The sequence below is a fragment of the Paraliobacillus sediminis genome (assembly GCF_003426055.1).
The window spans coordinates 41,083-59,590 of the sequence record NZ_QJSI01000003.1 but is presented as its reverse complement, the minus strand read 5'-3'; the positions used below and the strand labels follow the sequence as shown (position 1 = coordinate 59,590).

Annotated in this window: 19 protein-coding genes and 1 pseudogene; 6 read left to right on the top strand and 14 right to left on the bottom strand. The window is 35.4% G+C overall.

Going from position 1 to position 18,508, the window contains the following annotated elements:
- Positions 1 to 6: 6 nt before the first annotated feature.
- From D2K60_RS12960 to D2K60_RS12950, 3 genes are all read left to right on the top strand, one after another.
- Complete coding sequence (locus D2K60_RS12960) at positions 7 to 2,436, top strand: glycogen/starch/alpha-glucan phosphorylase (RefSeq protein WP_117170002.1); 2,430 nt, start codon at positions 7 to 9, stop codon at positions 2,434 to 2,436.
- A gap of 309 nt (positions 2,437 to 2,745) precedes the next feature.
- Positions 2,746 to 3,729 (top strand): GMP reductase, encoded by a 984-nt coding sequence (guaC, locus tag D2K60_RS12955; protein WP_117170003.1) that lies wholly within the window; start codon positions 2,746 to 2,748, stop codon positions 3,727 to 3,729.
- Between the two features lie 235 nt (positions 3,730 to 3,964).
- Positions 3,965 to 4,144: a hypothetical protein gene (locus tag D2K60_RS12950; RefSeq protein WP_117170004.1), complete on the top strand. Its 180-nt coding sequence runs from the start codon at positions 3,965 to 3,967 to the stop codon at positions 4,142 to 4,144.
- Between the two features lie 232 nt (positions 4,145 to 4,376).
- On the opposite strand, the gene D2K60_RS12945 is transcribed toward D2K60_RS12950, so the two are convergent.
- The 9 genes and pseudogenes from D2K60_RS12945 to D2K60_RS12910 all read right to left on the bottom strand — a co-directional run bounded on the left by D2K60_RS12945 (position 4,377) and on the right by D2K60_RS12910 (position 11,733).
- Positions 4,377 to 4,982, bottom strand: coding sequence for a flavin reductase family protein (locus tag D2K60_RS12945; RefSeq protein WP_117170005.1), 606 nt, complete (start codon positions 4,980 to 4,982; stop codon positions 4,377 to 4,379).
- Between the two features lie 188 nt (positions 4,983 to 5,170).
- On the bottom strand, positions 5,171 to 6,064 hold the full coding sequence (locus D2K60_RS12940; RefSeq protein WP_117170006.1) for a GNAT family N-acetyltransferase: 894 nt from the start codon (positions 6,062 to 6,064) through the stop codon (positions 5,171 to 5,173).
- Positions 6,065 to 6,264: 200 nt separating this feature from the next.
- The gene (locus tag D2K60_RS12935) at positions 6,265 to 6,510 is read right to left on the bottom strand and encodes an alpha/beta-type small acid-soluble spore protein (RefSeq protein ID WP_117170007.1); all 246 of its coding nucleotides are present in this window, start codon (positions 6,508 to 6,510) and stop codon (positions 6,265 to 6,267) included.
- 108 nt (positions 6,511 to 6,618) lie between these two features.
- A complete protein-coding gene (locus D2K60_RS20720; protein WP_162880753.1) occupies positions 6,619 to 6,768 on the bottom strand; it encodes a hypothetical protein in 150 nt (49 codons plus the stop codon).
- Positions 6,769 to 6,983: 215 nt separating this feature from the next.
- Positions 6,984 to 7,418 (bottom strand): annotated as a pseudogene (fosM, locus tag D2K60_RS12930) (FosM family fosfomycin resistance protein).
- A gap of 488 nt (positions 7,419 to 7,906) precedes the next feature.
- Complete coding sequence (locus D2K60_RS12925) at positions 7,907 to 8,440, bottom strand: CueP family metal-binding protein (RefSeq protein ID WP_117170008.1); 534 nt, start codon at positions 8,438 to 8,440, stop codon at positions 7,907 to 7,909.
- A gap of 433 nt (positions 8,441 to 8,873) precedes the next feature.
- Entirely contained in the window at positions 8,874 to 9,698 is an 825-nt protein-coding gene (locus D2K60_RS12920; RefSeq protein WP_117170009.1) for a metallophosphoesterase, read from the bottom strand.
- Positions 9,699 to 9,874: 176 nt separating this feature from the next.
- The gene (locus tag D2K60_RS12915) at positions 9,875 to 10,747 is read right to left on the bottom strand and encodes a hypothetical protein (protein ID WP_117170010.1); all 873 of its coding nucleotides are present in this window, start codon (positions 10,745 to 10,747) and stop codon (positions 9,875 to 9,877) included.
- 542 nt (positions 10,748 to 11,289) lie between these two features.
- Entirely contained in the window at positions 11,290 to 11,733 is a 444-nt protein-coding gene (locus D2K60_RS12910) for a GNAT family N-acetyltransferase (protein ID WP_117170011.1), read from the bottom strand.
- 146 nt (positions 11,734 to 11,879) lie between these two features.
- On the opposite strand from D2K60_RS12910, the gene D2K60_RS12905 reads away from it, so the two are divergent.
- Together D2K60_RS12905 and D2K60_RS12900 are read left to right on the top strand one after the other, a co-directional pair.
- Complete coding sequence (locus tag D2K60_RS12905; protein ID WP_117170012.1) at positions 11,880 to 12,176, top strand: antibiotic biosynthesis monooxygenase family protein; 297 nt, start codon at positions 11,880 to 11,882, stop codon at positions 12,174 to 12,176.
- 15 nt (positions 12,177 to 12,191) lie between these two features.
- Positions 12,192 to 12,773, top strand: coding sequence for a nucleotidyltransferase family protein (locus tag D2K60_RS12900; protein WP_117170013.1), 582 nt, complete (start codon positions 12,192 to 12,194; stop codon positions 12,771 to 12,773).
- 31 nt (positions 12,774 to 12,804) lie between these two features.
- On the opposite strand, the gene D2K60_RS12895 is transcribed toward D2K60_RS12900, so the two are convergent.
- Both D2K60_RS12895 and D2K60_RS20715 read right to left on the bottom strand, forming a co-directional pair.
- On the bottom strand, positions 12,805 to 13,629 hold the full coding sequence (locus D2K60_RS12895) for a metallophosphoesterase (RefSeq protein ID WP_117170389.1): 825 nt from the start codon (positions 13,627 to 13,629) through the stop codon (positions 12,805 to 12,807).
- 128 nt (positions 13,630 to 13,757) lie between these two features.
- Positions 13,758 to 13,916: a hypothetical protein gene (locus tag D2K60_RS20715; RefSeq protein ID WP_162880754.1), complete on the bottom strand. Its 159-nt coding sequence runs from the start codon at positions 13,914 to 13,916 to the stop codon at positions 13,758 to 13,760.
- 65 nt (positions 13,917 to 13,981) lie between these two features.
- Between D2K60_RS20715 and D2K60_RS12890 the strand changes: the two genes are divergently transcribed.
- Entirely contained in the window at positions 13,982 to 14,629 is a 648-nt protein-coding gene (locus D2K60_RS12890) for a glycoside hydrolase domain-containing protein (protein ID WP_117170014.1), read from the top strand.
- Between the two features lie 218 nt (positions 14,630 to 14,847).
- Here the strand turns inward: D2K60_RS12890 and D2K60_RS12885 are convergent, their stop codons facing one another.
- The 3 genes from D2K60_RS12885 to D2K60_RS12875 all read right to left on the bottom strand — a co-directional run bounded on the left by D2K60_RS12885 (position 14,848) and on the right by D2K60_RS12875 (position 18,506).
- Positions 14,848 to 16,917, bottom strand: coding sequence for a glycosyl hydrolase 115 family protein (locus D2K60_RS12885; protein WP_117170015.1), 2,070 nt, complete (start codon positions 16,915 to 16,917; stop codon positions 14,848 to 14,850).
- Between the two features lie 22 nt (positions 16,918 to 16,939).
- Positions 16,940 to 17,557: a YesL family protein gene (locus D2K60_RS12880; protein WP_117170016.1), complete on the bottom strand. Its 618-nt coding sequence runs from the start codon at positions 17,555 to 17,557 to the stop codon at positions 16,940 to 16,942.
- Between the two features lie 109 nt (positions 17,558 to 17,666).
- Positions 17,667 to 18,506: a carbohydrate ABC transporter permease gene (locus D2K60_RS12875; RefSeq protein WP_117170017.1), complete on the bottom strand. Its 840-nt coding sequence runs from the start codon at positions 18,504 to 18,506 to the stop codon at positions 17,667 to 17,669.
- Between the last annotated feature and the right edge of the window lie 2 nt (positions 18,507 to 18,508).

Below are 18,508 nucleotides of genomic sequence, written 5' to 3'. Positions count from 1 at the left end.
TAACCATTGGGGAAACCTACCGTCGATCAATTTATCTTATTGATCAAAAATAAACTGAAACAGCTTTACGAGAAAAAAATCAATGAGGCATCACCAGCTGAAATATATGAGACGATTTGTGCGATTGTTAACGAAGAAGTAAAGAAAGATTGGCTTCATACCGAAGCTGCTTATTCACATAGAAAACCGAAACAAGTCTATTATTTATCAATGGAATTTCTAATTGGACGCTTGCTAAAAAGCAATTTATTAAATACAGGTATGTTACATATTTGTAACGACGCCTTAACTGCTCTTGATTTGTCACCTGAAACCATTTATAAAGAAGAACAAGACCCTGGATTAGGAAATGGTGGATTAGGACGCTTAGCTGCTTGCTTTTTGGATTCCTTAGCAACCCTCCACTATCCAGGTCACGGATTTGGTATTCGCTATCGATATGGCATGTTTGAGCAACGATTTATCAATGGCTACCAAACTGAACTTCCAGATTATTGGTTAAAAGATCCCTATCCATGGGAAACACGAAAAGCCGATGAAGCGTTTGAAATACAGTTTGGTGGGACGGTCCATATGCTTGAACAAGCTGATGGAACGCTTGAATTCAAGTATGAAAACACCGATAAAGTGTTAGCTGTTCCTTATGATGTCCCAGTAGTTGGTTATCAAAATAAGGTCGTCAACACACTACGTTTATGGAATGCCGAGCTACCCGCTTCAGCGAACCAATCGCTTATCGATAAGGATCAGTCTAGCTATTACAAAGAATTAAAACATAATCATGCAATTGAGCAATTATCCGGGATGTTATATCCAGATGATTCGAACGACTATGGCAAAAGACTGCGAATTAAGCAACAATATTTTTTAGTAGCCTCAAGTCTACGAAAAATCATAACCGACTATAAAACACACAACCGACTACCACTCATCCACCTACCAAAGAAAGTAGTCATACAAATAAATGATACCCACCCTAGTCTAGCGATACCAGAATTAATGCGGATATTGATGGATGAAGAAGGATTAAGTTGGGAAAAGGCTTGGGATATTACCACACACGTTTTTGCCTATACGAACCACACGATCATGCATGAAGCATTAGAAAAATGGCCAATCCAGATGATGGAAAGCTTGCTCCCTCGCCTTTACATGATTATTGACGAAATCAATGAACGCTTCTGCCAAGGCATTTGGTTTGACCATCCAGCATTACGCGACGAGATACCTGGTATGGCTGTGATCGCAAATGATCAGATCCATATGGCACATCTCGCCATAATCGGCAGCTTTAGTGTGAATGGTGTTGCCAAATTGCATACCGATATATTAAAAACAAAAGAAATGAAAAACTTTTATAGCCTTTTTCCAGAACGTTTTAATAACAAAACAAATGGTATTACGCATCGTCGCTGGTTACTAATGTCAAATCCACGATTAACTGATCTGATTACCGAAACAATTGGACATCGCTGGTTACGCCGGCCTCGTGAATTGACCCAACTACTTCGTTATATAAAAGACAAAGCCTTACTCGAAAAACTAGAACAAGTAAAGAAGAAGAATAAACAAGATTTAGCATCCTATATCCACCAAACAACTGGCATCTTAGTGGATGATCAATCGATTTTTGATGTCCAAATTAAACGACTACATGAATACAAACGGCAGTTACTCAACATTTTTCATGTCATGTATTTGTATAATGAACTAAAAGCAAATCCTAGCCTAGACATCACACCACGCACATTTATTTTCGGTGCCAAAGCAGCACCAAGTTATTATTTTGCAAAAGAGGTAATTAAACTAATCAACACTGTTGCCTCCGTTGTTAACAATGACCCTGTAATAAAAGATAGGATTAAAGTCGTTTTCCTTGAAAATTACAACACTAGTTTAGCAGAAAAAATCATTCCCGCAGCTGACTTAAGTGAACAAATTTCAACTGCTGGAAAAGAAGCATCAGGAACTGGCAACATGAAAATGATGATGAATGGTGCCCTCACAATCGGGACATTAGATGGAGCAAACATTGAGATTAAGAACCACGTCGGTAATTCAAATATTTTTATTTTCGGCTTACAGGCTGAGGAAGTTTTCAACTATTATCAAGACGGCACGTACAATCCCAATGAAATTTATCAAAATGACGAACGCATTACGCAAATAATGGATCAGCTAAGAAGTGGCGCATTCGGCCGTGACGTCGAATTCACTGATATCTATTACCACCTCCTCTCCACTAATGATCCATACTTTATTTTAAAGGATTTTGACAGTTATGTAGAAACCCAGCAAATGGTTGACCGCAATTATCGCGATCCAGATAAATGGTTCTCAAAAACACTGATCAACATCGCGCATTCCGGCAAATTTTCAAGCGACCGGACAATCCAAGAATATGCGACAGGTATTTGGAAACTTCAAAAACAATAGGAAGCAAGGGGCGCTGTGAATTTACGATGGCGCCTCTTTTTATTGTGTTGTGCGGATGATTTTTGTGATTAAATTGTGTTTGTGATTAAATTTCGGGTGTTTGTGATCATTTGATCGGCGATGTGATCAACTGTTTGCGCTTGTGATCATTTCGTGACGTTTGTGATCAAACAATCGCCATTTGTGATCAAATCATTAAATTTTTAAATCTTTCCTTTTGACACTGCATTGAAAATAAGGTATATTACCAAATGGGCGAACAATTATTGTTAACCTTATATTTAATATTCGTATTTAGAGGTGTTTATAATGGAAAATGTATTCGATTACGAAGATATTCAATTAGTTCCAGCAAAATGTGTGGTAAATAGCAGATCTGAATGTGATACATCTGTTACATTAGGTGGCTATAGCTTTAAATTACCAGTAGTTCCTGCAAACATGCAAACAATTATTGATGAAAAGATTGCTTTATATTTAGCCGAAAATGGTTATTTCTATATTATGCATCGTTTTGAAACAGACAAGCGCATCGCTTTTATAAAAGATATGCAAGCACGTAAATTAATCGCTTCGATTAGTGTCGGCGTAAAAGAAGAAGAGTATCACTTTGTCGAGCAATTAGCGAAAGCGGAACTTGTCCCTGAATTTATTACAATTGATATTGCACACGGTCATTCTAATGCAGTAATTGAAATGATTCAGCACATTAAGAAACACTTACCAACAACTTTTCTTATTGCCGGCAATGTCGGAACTCCTGAAGCGGTAAGAGAATTAGAGCACGCAGGTGCTGATGCAACAAAAGTTGGTATCGGACCAGGAAAAGTTTGTATTACAAAAATTAAAACAGGCTTCGGTACTGGTGGTTGGCAGTTAGCCGCACTACGTTGGTGTTCGAAAGCCGCAAGTAAACCAATTATTGCAGACGGTGGAATCAGAACCCATGGTGACATAGCAAAATCCGTTCGATTCGGCGCATCTATGGTCATGATTGGCTCTTTATTCGCTGGCCATGAAGAATCACCAGGAGAAACAATCGAACAAGATGGCAAACTGTTTAAAGAATACTTTGGCTCCGCTTCAGAATTTCAAAAAGGCGAAAAGAAAAATGTTGAAGGCAAAAAAATGCACGTCGAATATAAAGGGCCTCTCCAAGACACATTAGATGAAATGGAGCAAGACCTACAATCATCTATCTCCTACTCAGGTGGTAGTAAACTAGAAGCTATTCGCAATGTCGACTACGTTGTTGTGAAGAACTCCATCTTTAATGGAGATAAAGTATATTAAATCGAAACGGGAAAGAACTAGTTTGTTAGTTCTTCCCGTTTTTTAGCTATCAATAAACCTTCTTATCGCTGGATTACCTCTCAGATGCAACGTTTAGAATCGTGCTTTTCTTTACTGCGACAGGAAAATTTTTATCAAAAGAGTGCCATAAAAATCAAATTAAGTTATACTTTTTTAATCGATTATTGTAGAGAAATGATATATAATAAAGGGGAAATGAGGAGGTGAAAAAGAAATGGAAGAACGGTTTGATCCTATGGAGAACATGCTTGGTCAGCTAATTGGCATGGTTGGAGCGATGAGTAAAGAACAAAAGGAAATGAAAGCGGATATTACTGCTATCAAAACAGAACAAACTTCTATGAAAACAGATATTACCGCTATTAAAGAAGAACAAACTTCTAGGAAAGCGTAAAACGAAAATAGACACCTAGAAATTTTAAAAAGGTTTTCAACGATGGAAGCTGATCACAATTTAATCTGGGGAAAAGCTGTCAACAACGAGTGCGATATTGCCAAAATGAAAACCCACGTTTTCCCTCACAACAAATTTTAGTTTTAACTCCCAAAACAAAACGTACCAGATTAGGTACGCCTAATCTGGTAAATATCATGCTACTTATTTATTTCATATTCTAGACAAAAGCTTATTTAGGCCTTTCAATAGTAAAAATCTCTCCGATTTTCGCGTAATCATTTCCTGCTAAACGACTAACAGCCGCCAAACCGTGCGGGTCAATTCTACCATCTTGATAAATCGCTTCATCTATGTGAAATTGGACTACTCTTCCAATCACTAAATCACATGTGGATTCTTTATCGCCCAATTCAATTACTTGTTCAAGCACACATTCCATCCGGATTTTTGCTTCCTTTACACCTGGCACTGAAATCTTCATACTTTCGACCTTAGTTAAATTCGCTAGCTCAATCTCACTTTGATCAGGCGGCAGACTTGCAGCTGTTTGATTGATTTGATCGACATTTTCCTGATCAACGATATGTACAACAAACTCACCTAACTCGTTGATATTTCGTGCAGTATCCTTCCGCAACCCTTTTGCTCGTTGAAGCGATATAGATATTAATGGTGGATTAGCTGTCACCACATTAAAATAGCTAAATGGCGCGCCATTTAACGTACCATCCTCTGCTTTCGTCGTTACAAAAGCAATTGGTCGTGGAATAACACTCCCAATTAAAAACTTGTAATTATCTCTTTCACTATTTTCTGATGGATCAATGGAAAGCATAAAAACACCCCTTTTTAAACTTAATTTAACTCGTGACTTGTTTCGTAATATATGTTGATAATACTTGCTTCTACATATTTCTCTATGATCTCACTATACCGTCATTTTCGCCAACTATATGGCTTAATCTCTCATTTTTCTAGATGATTTTATTATCGCCACAACGATGCTAATGATTCATTAAAATTTCAGCCACTTATGTGATGCCAATAGAAATTATAGTGAGACTGTTGAACAAAGCCTATAGATTTATAAAAAGGCGACTCAGAAATAACATACGCTTTTTTTGCACCCTTTTCATAACATTTTTTTAAAGATTCCAATACCACCGCTTTACCAATCTCCATACCACGGTATTGCGGTATGGTACAAACTGGTTCAAAATAAGCATAATCAGTAGTAGGATTATACCAGCATCCACAATAGGCAATATATTCGCCTTTTTCATTTTCAGCAATTGTGTGTAAATCGGGATTTAAATGAGGTGCCGACAGCATTCTTTTTTGTTGATTAATTGTTTTTTCATCATAAGGTACACTTCCATCGTTTTCAAATCCCTCCCATAATACTTTGTGATGCTTATATAAATCCTCCTTTATATGAAGACTTTTCATTCTGATACCTTTTGACAAAAAATAACTAAAGGTAATGTTCGCCATATTTATCTCAAGTATGTTTTCAGAATTGTTATCCTCTCTGAACCCATTATGTAGTAAAAAATTTATCCTTTGCGTATCAGATTCACAAACTGCAATACCAAGACCATCTTCATTACTAAAATTAGCAATAGCATATTCTAATATTTCTTTTTCAAGTTCCTCATATCCTATCTTAACTGCATAAAATGCCTCACCAAAATAATGATCATAAGTCGTTATACCCACCAACACATTATTACTACTACAAAACCATAAACCTATCTTATCCGTTAAACTATTATTAAACTCAGGATGAAATACCATCCATTCCCACCGCGCCCAATTCCAATTAATATGTCTACGTTCATCCTTTGATACTTCAATCAAAAAATCACAAACTGTCTCATAATAGGAGCTATTAAATGTTTTAAATAATGTTTTCATTAAATATCCTTCCTTAAGCAGCATTTTTTTCATCATAGTTACTATTGTTTCGGTAATTTTAATTACATTATTTCACAATTTATATTTTTATTTTAACATAAAAAGCTCATCTATTTACTTATTTAAAATATAATCTCAACTCAATTTTAGATCACAAAAAAAGACTAAGTTCTGAATGTCTCAGCGCTTAGTCTCATCTTCTATTTCATATTTCCCTTTGCCATTTTGACCATTTCTTTAACCATATTCCCACCGATGGAACCGCCAACTTTGCCAGCATCCTTTGCTTTCATTTCACCATTATAACCTCTCGTTAATTCAATCCCTTGTTCTTTGGCAATTTCGTATTTTGCATCTTGTTCCTTGTTGACATTAGATAGTTTTGCTTTTAACTCGTCTAAACCTACTCGTGCTTCTGGGACAAGTATCTTATTTCTTCTGGACACGTGCCTTCATCTCCTCTAATCTTTATGAACATAGTATCCCTAAAGATCAGCTAATTATAAATGCGAGTTTTATAAAGTCTAATTCGCCATAAAATCAAAGCGCTTTTTTTACTCATTATACAAATCAAATGACTCTTCAAAACCGTCCCATTTAACTGTTACTTGTATCACTTCATCTTCTTGATTTTTTGCTACACCCCTCGAACTGCCTGTATTAGTTGCTACCTTTTTAGGACTGCCTATTTCATTACTATTCATAGTTCCCCCTCCACCACCACTGGAAGCTTCATATGAATAATTCAGCTGTTTGATGGATGCATATATACTTTTATCTCCAATAAAACTTAAGACTCTCACGATCTTCTTTAATCAAATGATTAGCTGTATAAACACCGATACCAACAAAAGCAATAAGTAAGATACACACTTTTAATAGCTTCATTTCTACCTCCCGAGAATATCCTTATCTCATTCTAATCTAGACGCGATGGTGAAAATGTCATATGTCCTTTTTCTTGTTGGTAATAGGCTAACCTATCTTTTAGCGTACCGGTATGAAACTCAAATTTATGACCATCTGGGTCAGTAAAATAGAGTGACTTTTTATCTCTCTTATCCCTCGGTCGTCCAGGTAAAATGTTTACATTATACGCTTTTAGTTTTTCATACATTTAATCATATTCCTCTTCTTCAATTGTGAAAGCTATATGTGTATAGGAGTCATTTATTTCATTACGTGGAATATCCTCTTCGACATTGAGAGCAAGCCAAATACCCGCCAATTCAAAATAAGCTGTGCTCCTACCCTTCACTAACAATTTAGCATCAAATATTTTTTCATAGAACTGAATAGATTTATCTAAATCGGAAACTGAAAACAAAAAATGATTAAGACCTTTAATGGCCAACTAAATCACCACTTTCAGGAAAGTATTATCTTCATTATAATGAATAAATATGAAATATGAAATATGATTAAAGATTAATACAAAACAGCTCATATTAATTTGAAATTATATTCTTATTGATTCAATTTTAACTTAATGCTACTTACCTATGTATATACTAACGTACTATTTACAGAAACGCTCCAAATCTGAGCATCTTATAAAGGATTATTTCTTAACGGCGCATATATTTTCCTGAAGGACCATATTTTTTCTGGAAGGGTGCATATAAATTCGTAACAGCTCATATATCTAGCGGAAGGGCGCATATATTTCCGTAACGGCTCATATTTACTCAAATCCCTCCTATATGAGCCGTTATTTAACTCCATTCCGACTCTTTTATACCTAACAATCTATCGTTACGTCAATAACAGAGGCACTTATTAAACCACCTACTAATCCAAACAAAAAAAGCTTCTCCATTAACTGATGAAGCCTCTATCATTTTAATTATCGGTCAATTGCATCGTTGTAATACATGTATCATCATTTTTATATGTAGCTATCTCTGATTCTACATTCTTACCATCTTGTTCAATCGTAACGTGATACGTTTTATCGCGTGGAAGCCAAAAATCGATAAATCCATTAGCTTGGGACGTCATGACTTCATCTAGATAAACATTACCATCTGTATCTTCGATGTAAATATTAAAATCTTGATCCGCCAATTCGCCACGGCAACCTGTTAAACTATGCGTTGCACAAGGGTGTGTTTCGTCAATATATGGAGCAATAGAAACAAAGAAATCATCTTCTGGTAACGCATAAGTTGAATCTCCATCACTGTCCGTTACAACAAGTTGCTCTGAAGTAATTGAGGCAGCTTCAGCCTTTTTGGCACCAATACTGTATTCATTTACTAACTTTCTTATATTCAGTGTTTCCTTTTCTTCGGAATTATTAAAAATCACTATAAATAAAACTGCTACAAACGCGATCGCAACAAGTCCAATCATAGTAAAAGTATTTTTCTTCATCTTAATCACCTCCTAATTCTTTATTCCGCATTTTAAGTTCATTTATTCACAATAGTTATTTTAACACAAGAAAACAACTCGTGTGCGACTATCCTGTTAATTTTATTCGAGATATTTATGTTCCGTACTTAACAATATACGCAGCTTAATAGACAAATCAAACAGGAAGACAATCAAATTCGACTGTCTTCCCTTTTCCATTTATTCAAAGAGCGCCATTTGTTCATTCTCGCCGAGTCGATCTATCGTTGTTGGATCATGATCTTGGAAGTAAGCATGATGGAGCCACTTTTCCTTGGTCATTACTTTCTTACTTGAATCGGTTGATTGTCTTAACCGATAGCTATAGATAACTGGGAAGTAATCTTGAAGGAATTTCCCTTCTGCATGAGAAACTTACATTCTACTAGATTTCGCTAAAAAAAGCAGTTACTTAGTTATTCCCGTGCACTGTAATCATACTCATTTGGCTTTGATTGAGAAAACGGATCGGCAGGATACTTGTTCCTAATCCACTATCAATATAAAGATATTTTCCATCTCCTCGCTCAAATATCCCTTTATCAAATGCTGGAAAGAAACCTTGATCTGGTGCGACTACACCACCAATGAATGGTAAGCGTACTTGTCCACCGTGCGTGTGTCCACTCAGTGTCAAATCTACTGGACTTTCGATGAAACTGTTTGATGTGTCGGGTGTGTGTGACAGTAACACCGTGTAGTTGTCTGGGTTAAGTCCATCTAATGCTGCTGCAAGGTTGTCATGTTCTGTTGAGCTATCACCAATGCCAACAAGATTGATCGTCGCATTATCTAGGGTAATTGTCGTGTGCGCATTATCTAACATACTGACATTTAGCTCTTCCAATCCCGCAAAAAATACTTCTGTATCTGGATTATCCCATTCATGATTTCCCGATATAAAATAAACGTTTTCATTTAATATCATAAGTTCCTCAACTAATGCAAACATGTCCGTAAAATCACTCGTTTTTCGATCGATAAGGTCACCCGTAATGACAATGATATCTGCATTTAAATCCTCGACTTTTTTTATTAACTTTTTGTTTTGATCACCAAAAACTTTATTATGTAGATCACTTAATTGTAGAATAGTAATAGATGAACGATTTGGCATCTTTTCCGTTTCAAACGCAACCTGATTTACTTTAAAAAGGTTAGTATCGTAATATGCTTTAATTCCCACCAGTAAAACAAATAATAGACTCATATAAATAATAATCTGTTTCTTTTTCATCGAACAACCCCACCTCAATAGCAATATTTTACCATGTTGTCACCTTATTGTCTCTAATTTAAAGAAAAACTAAAAAGTAGCTACCGCCAGAGAAGCAGAGTAGCTACACCATTTTACTTATAAAACGGAATGGATAAATGCTTTAATCCATTACTGTATATTGGATGATCAAATTCTTAATTCGTATGTTGTGGTATCCCGACTTCTACATCTTCAATTAACCACGTTACACTATAGTTATCGGTTTGATAGGTTATCCGATATGGACCATTTCCAGATGCAGTGAAATATAGCGGTCCATGTATTGTATTACCTGGCTCAACTTTTCTTTCATGTACAAGATCGTCCAATCCATATATATCTAGTTCTTGTCTTGAAAAATCCTCAACGATAAACGCTCTAGCAGAAGCATATTTACTTAAAGTTGAAACATTCTCAAAGGAAAGTCCCATTCGCACGACATATTTTGGCGAATAGATTTCATCCTCTAATCTTCTGGCAACGGTCGTCCCACCAGTAAAAGTGATATTAGCTCCACCAATCTCCACCTCTTCACGCATGGCGAATGTCCCTAAATCCTCACGACTTGCTACAATTTCTTCTTTTTTTTCCTTTTCACGTTGTTCAAACGACTTATTAAATGCAACAATCTCTTCTCCTTCAGAATCAACAAAACGAATCGTTGGTTCGGTTTGATTTTGGTAATAGGTAGAAGCCTTATATGCTTGGCGAAGGTTTTGATCCAAGAAATCTGTTTGAGCTTCACTAATATCCTCTTCTGAACCAATTTCTTGTAAAACTTTGGCTTCGATTGTTTCATTATCTAGTAGTTCAAGCGTTAAAACACCAGCATTTTCTTTCGTTTGAAACATTTCTAAATAGTCTAAATACTGCTTAAATTCATCTTTACTTAGACGGATTTCCTCTTCGCTCCAGTCTTCTAAACCAATCTGTGACCAGTCCCGTTCTGATTCAACTGTCTGCTTTGTGTCATTCGAACATGCTGTCATAAAACCAATTAATAAACATATAATAACTACCTTTTTCAAGATGAATTCTCCTTACTAATAATATTTCAAGTCAATTAACTAGAATCTTATCATCTAATCACATTGATGTCTTGACCAAAAGGGAATACCTCACTTTTAATAGTACTTTTTTATATTACAAACTTCTATTAATTAAGTCTTCCACACACTTCAAAAATATAGTTAAATGCTTGTTAATTAACTTCAAAATCATGCTATACTTGACTTAACACATGAATTTATTAAGTGATCGATTGTTATATCGAGGAAGGTGATAGATTTTGTTTGATGGTTCAAGCGTGTTGACTTTCATACTGTTCATTGGTGTCAGTTTTATGTAGAGTTAAAAAAAGAGAATGATAAACTAAAAGAAGCGCTAGAATATTTTCAAAATAAATATAATAATTAGAAAAAGACCTCAAGATAATTTGGCCCTTTTCTTATTTAGACCCTATATTTTAAACTGTTAAGTGAATGAATTTTTAGACAACCTAAAAAACTATAAAGAAGAAGCTATACGTTTAGATATTTACATTTTACTCAAAAAATGAATTAAACAGGTATTAACCCAAACTTAATTCATAATGATAAAATTGGGTATCCTTTATGTAACCACTTTTTTCATATAACCTTTGAGCGGAATCATTATCTGGTGCTGTACTTAGGCTTATACTTTTGGCATTTGTTTCAATAGCAAATTCTTTCGCTTTTTGTAAAAGTATTTCTCCTATTCCTTGTTTTCTAGCTTCTTTAACTACGTATAAGTCATTTAAAATCCATGCTCTATTCATCGCTATAGAAGAAAAATTCGGATATAGTTGTGTAAACCCTACATATTTTTGTTTGTCTTTAACAACAAATATAACAGCATCCTTGTTTTCTAAACGTTTTTTAATGTAAGCTTTAGCACCATCTATATCTGATGTTTGTTGATAAAATACACGATACTGATTAAATAAATTTGAAATGCCTTCTAAATCTTCAATCGTAGCTTGATAAGACTCCATTGAAATTTCCTCCCCATTGATTAAGTACTTCACACACATTATATTAACATATATATCCAAAAAAATAACGCAAAAATAATGCGTCATTGATTTTCCAATGCAGCATTCATGTTACTATATAGAAAAAGAATATAGGGGGAGATTTTATGATATTAGAGACAGTTGCTATTCAGGTTAAGCAAGAAAAAATGTCCGAATATGAAGTAGCTTTTCGTGATGCCTCAAAGATTATTTCTTCGATGAAAGGATACATATCACATGAATTACAGTCTTGTTTGGAGGTAAAGGGTAAATATTTATTATTGGTTAGATGGGAAACGCTAGACGATCATACGATTGGATTTAGACAATCAAGCGCATATCAAGACTGGAAAAAACAATTACACCATTTCTACGATCCATTTCCAGTAGTGGAACATTTTGAAAATGTTGATCTTAGTTAAGTAATGTAAAAAAACATGAAGGTCGTGGCTATATTGCAAAATGAAAAAGATATCATCAATCTAATTCAAAATGACAGAGAAATGATGACTATTTTACGGACAGCAAAGACATTAAATTTGCCTGATTGGTGGATATGTGCTGGCTTTGTACGATCTAAAATTTGGGATACCCTTCACGCATTTACTGCTAAGACTAATCCAACTGATATCGATGTGATCTATTTTGATAAAGATAATACAGATGAAGTAACTGAAAAAAATTACGAGGCTGTGTTAAAAGAACTTCTTCCTAATGTACCTTGGTCCGTTAAGAATGAAGCAAGAATGCACCTTGTAAACGACATTCCACCGTATATGTCATCTGAAGATGCGATCTCAAAATTCCCTGAAACAGCAACTGCACTTGGCGTGAAATTAGATACAAAGGATAATGTAATTCTGACTGCGCCATGTGGCATTGTTGATGTGCTCAATTTAGAAGTAAAACCGACAGCTTATTTTAAAGAAACAGCAAAACGTGCGCAATTTTATGAAAAGAGAATAAAACAGAAAAATTGGCAATCTATTTGGCCAAAACTAAAAATTCACCACATTTAACTTGGAATATAACTTACTCTTATGTGCCTTACTACTCACCAACTATTTTTATCAAGCTCATTTGGCTTTGATTAAGGAAACGTATTGGAAACCATGTTGTCCCAACGCCACTATCAACATATACATATTTGCCATTTTTCATAGGATAGAGCCCCTTATCCAATGATGGAAAATACCCCTGTCCGGGCGCAACAATTGCACCAATAAAGGGTAATCGTATTTGTCCACCATGTGTGTGGCCACTAAGCGTTACGTCTATTGGTGTTTTTGCTAGCATCCATGAAATATCTGGAGCATGTGATAATAATATGGTGTAATCCGTTTGTTCCATATTTTGCATCGCTACGTCTAGGTCTGCATGCTGTGTAGTAAAATCCGCCACACCTAGTATCGTAAGTCTTGTATTTGCAACGGTAATTGTTTGACTTTTATTATCAAGTAGTTTGACGCCTCGAGCATGCAATCCATCAAATAATTTCTCTCGTATTGAATTATCCCATTCATGATTTCCAGATACAAAATAGACACGTGGATTGATTTCAACTAACTTTTCAATCAAATGAAACACATGAGATAGTTCTCTTGTTTTCCTATCAATAAGATCACCTGTAAGCACAATCACATCTGCATCTAGTTGATTTACCTTATTAAGTAGCATTTCATTATTATTTAAAAAAACTTTATTATGTATATCACTTAACTGTAAAATTGAAAAGGAAGATCCTTTTGATAATTTTTTTGTTTGGATCTTAAAAGGTTGCACTTTAAAGAAATTTGTATCGTGATATATTTTAACTAACACAGAAATTGCCGCTAAAATGCTTGATATAACAATGAATTTTGTTCCCTTTTTCATCTCTACATCTCCATCTCTATCTTTGATCAACTCACGCAGTGTCATTATTTTACCATTTGCATGCTTAATTGTCTTTAATCACTAGCAATTTTTTCTAAATAATCAACTAGTCAACTACTTTTATGCAACTAGTTGCGTGTCATACTCTTTTGAATTATCGTGCTCGTTTCCGCCGGATTACTGCCTTGCTCCCCCCAATTACTGCATCGTTCCGCCCAATTACTGCCTCGCTCCGCCCAATTACTATCTATCATTCCAACAGAAATACTAGAAAATCTAGTATTCATTCATAGTAGGATTCCCTACACATATACATGTACAAACGACATTTTGTATGGAGAGGGTTTTGTGAGTGAGTTATTTATGGGGAGTAGATTCTGCAACGAATGTGACAAAGGATTTATATAATTGTGTTTTAAAAAACTATGGAAAACCAGAATACTGGGGGAGAAATATTACACAGATGGATGGTGTTGCTGAAGGATTAACCCAAAATGAGATAGAACTTTTACACAATAGTGGGACAAAGATTATCCCTATTTATAGTAAATTAACAGCTGCGATTGGTAGTAGAGAAGGACGCACAACTGCGCAAAATGCAGTTTACCATGCTAGACGACTAGGTATTCCAGAGGGAACGATTATATTTGCGAATGTAGAGAACTCTTTTGAAGTGGATACGGATTGGATTTTAGGTTATGTAGAAGCAATGTATCCTACTGGTTTTAAACCCGGATTTTATAATGATTTAATTGAGGGTAATTTCACGTCTGCATACTGCCAAGCCGTCTCACAAAACGATCAAGTAGCAGTACAAGCTGTGCTTTGGAGTGCAGAACCAAAAACAGGTATTTCAAAACAAAGAAATGCACCAAAGTTTGATCCATCGAAACCAAATTGCAAAGCCAACGTTTGGGCATGGCAATATGGGCGCGATGCATCCACATGCCCAATTAATACGAACTTGATCAATCAGCGGTTATATAATCTTTTATGGTAAATAATTAAACAAAAAAAGTCGATACCATTGCTGGCATCGACTTTTTTTATACACGCGATTAAAATCACGTGTCATGTACGTTTTGAGGCGAAAAACCGTTGACCACATTCAACGTTTAGCCCTAGGGCAAATCCTTCGACTTACACAAAATAGCTCATCGCTACAATACTATATCACGCTTGATAAAAAAGAACAATGTAAATTAATTCATATTAATTTCAAAACCCAAACTTTTTCTCAAGCATTTCTGCTAGATCATCGTCACTTAGTGGCTCGCGATGGGTATTCTCTAAATAGATATTCTTTTCTGACTCTGGCATCAAATATGCTTTATACCACAAGAAAAAGTCAGGCGAATCACCGTACATTCGAATATATTTTCTTAGTGTATCGAGATTGTAGATTGTTATATCCATGTTTGTTAACCAATCAGCCGAAAAGAAGTTCTTCCATTTTCCATGTTCTGACCTTTTACAGACATCTATCCCTGCTTGATAATGCCGCATTGCAATCGACGCCTGAACAAACGCCTGTGGATATTTAGCCGATTGATACGAATAGTATGATTCACATAGGGATACAAGTCCTTTACATCCCGATTCATGTAACTCTATTTGCATGATTAGTAGATCTTGAAACCTTGTCTGCTCAATAGGATTCAATTTCCTCTTGATCACGTAACACCTGACTTTTAGATCTTGCCACTTATTTATCCGTTCCCTACATTTCGTATCAAACCATTCTATTTGTTTTTCAAAAGGTAAATCTCCCGTTGCCCAATGTAATTTTTCCAATGATTGATCTGTTTTACCAGTTAACCAGTGTCCGATCAATTTTCTCGCAGTATGGTGATAGAATTCATCACCAGCTCGATCGTCCTTATTTTCTCCATATTGAATGGTGATTTTTACGTAGTCTTTATAGACTGCAAAAATTTCATCATGATAAGTAGAGAAAAGTCGACTGATAAACTCACTCAAATGGACATTTATATTAACGTTTCCTTTTTTCCATAAATTACTTACAAGGTCTAGCTGATACAAATGGGGACGGACGTTACCTGAATTCAGTAACAGATAGCTATTAGCTTGAGCTGAAAATGCGCTAACAAGTTCATCACGGATAAGTTCTGATGAGGAAGGAAACATTGTCAAATGATTGGATGCTTGTAAATCATGAAAGGTAATATGATAATAAATACCATGACTTTCACCATCACTTGGACTAGGTAACGTCGAAACTCTCTGATTCGTATTTCCATTCCTTCTTGATACCATTTTTCCGTAACCATTATCTGCCCATATTTTTATCACACCATCAGGTACAGTTACTTCTCCCTGTCGGTATAATTCTGCTATTTCCCCGTAAAGAGCCATACAACAAACTGGATTTTGCACATGTGCTTTCACCATCTCAAATTGACGATTAATAACACTGCTAATTAGTCCGCCTCGTTTTTTTGCTGTATTATAATCAGGATCATGATCCCAGAAAGGTCTATCACCTTGCCCTCGAAAAGAAAGTACCCATAATACTTTTTTGTGCTTTTGTTTGATAATCGCCTCTTCCCACAACTGTTCAAATAAAGCTGGATGTTGTTTATAACTCGGTTTTTTGTTTGGATACGCGCGTGAGAACATTTCTGCTCCAAGCGGCTCAGCATGATGATGGGTTATCCACAAACCCATCTCTGAAGCTAGTTCAAAATGGATGCCATCTCTAGGTAAGTCTGTCCCTGGGATGACCATATTACCGCCACATCTTAACAGTGCTTCAAAAACAGGTAACCAAACTTCTTCCGTTGGCGGATACCCTTCTTTCCAACCAATCAAACAGTCTTCATCATTAACAAACCAACCCCTATAACGGACAGCTGGCATTTCTGAATCATATGTCTGAATTGGAATTATTACACTGCTTTTTTTCGGTATTTCGATATCGCTCCAAAACCAAAATGGATCAACCCCAAAATACTTTTTACTTATGTATAACAATCCAAAAACGATCCCCAAATCATCGCTTCCAATGAGATGCATAACAGACGTGTTATGCATCTTTGTGAAACGAATTAAAAAGGATTCCTCCTGATTCACTATATCTTCATCCATTTCTGGATAACGAATTATTAAATTTGCTAAAGTTTTATTACTAACTATAGCAGGCTGGTGTCCGATAACTTTTTTAAAATCTCGGATAAAGATATCTAATCCATGTTGAAATGCTGATTCAGTAACTTTTGGAATGTTTATAACGGTATCCTTATCGATAATAAATGAATCGTTAGTCATATCTGACACCCTCCTAACACTATTATTTTATCAAAAACTTCGCTTGTTTCTCGGTTATTTTATCGAACGCCCGAATTGAAGGCATCATAAGTGTCAAACTTAACAAACTTACACTTAGTACTGGTACTAAGGCTTGGAAGGTAAGGGATACAAAAATGATTCCTATTGTTCCAAGTAACATAATTATTGTCGGAAATGGATTTAAAATCATTACTAGAAAAGCGTTTTTAATTACTTGCACTAGCTTCATTTCATAATGAACAAAGGTTGGGAATATATAAAATAATGTCAATAAATAGACCATCGTAACAATAACAAGAGGAATGCTTAACAAATTAATAAGCGTATTGGATGATGCATTAAATATCAAAATATCAACATACAAAATCACTCCAAAAATCGTAAGTACGTAACCTAGGATATTGCTGCGAATAAATTCTTTTTTATATGTCTGCCAAAATGTTTTAAAAACAGGAATATCTACCTCGCCAACCAACCATTTACGTACAATCGTAAATGTCGCAACAAGAGCGGGAAAGAAGCCAATAACAACAAGCCCAAGTGCTGAAAAAATAAGCCATAACATATTTAGAAATGCCATCCTTACAAACCATTCTAATGCGTTATTTAAAGCATTCATAATTGGATCGCCTCCTAAATAACTTTATTTTTAGGTAAGCTAGAGGCAATCACTTACGTTTTTTCATTTGTAAATTACTTGCCTCGTTGCAATCCTATTAGCCAAACGTTTAACCTTTTATCCCACTTGTGCTTATCCCCTCTACCACATAACGTTGGAAAATAAAGAAGATAATAAATACTGGAACTAATGTGAGAATAGACATCGCAAACATCGCTCCCCAGCTAGATACTGTTTCATTACTCAAAAACATATTGAGGGCCATTGAAACCGTATATTTACTAGGACTATTTAAATAAAGAACTGGTCCAAGCAAGTTATCCCAAGTCCAATAGAAGGTGAAAATAGCTGTAGTAGCTAAAGCTGGTGTTATCAATGGTAAAATAATTCTGTAATATATACTAAAGGTATTACATCCATCAATTCGTGCGGCTTCATCTAAGTCTCTTGGAATGGTTCGAATAAATTGAACCAGTAGGAAGATGAAAAATGGATGACCAAAAAATGCTGGAACTACTAATGGTTTTAACGAGTTTAACCAACCTAATTGAGAGAAAATGATATACTGTGGAATCATTACAACCTCATAAGGTAACATTAAAGTGAACATCATAACAGCAAACCAAATTCCTTTTCCAGCAAACTTCAAGCGAGCAAATCCGAATGCAATTAAGGAACAAGAAACCAAGTGGCCTACTAGCATAAAGGCAACAAACACTAATGTATTTTTAATAAATACACCAAAAGAGAAACCTGCAAACCCTTCCCAGCCTTGCGCATAGTTTGATATGATAAACGGATCAGGGAGCAATGCATCTGCTGTGATAAAAATTTGTTCACTTACTTTAAAAGAACTCATTAAAAGCCAAATAACTGGATAGAGTAACAAAATGGCAAATCCGCCAACTAGAATGTGATACAACCAATACTTTGGTCTAGAAACACGCATCT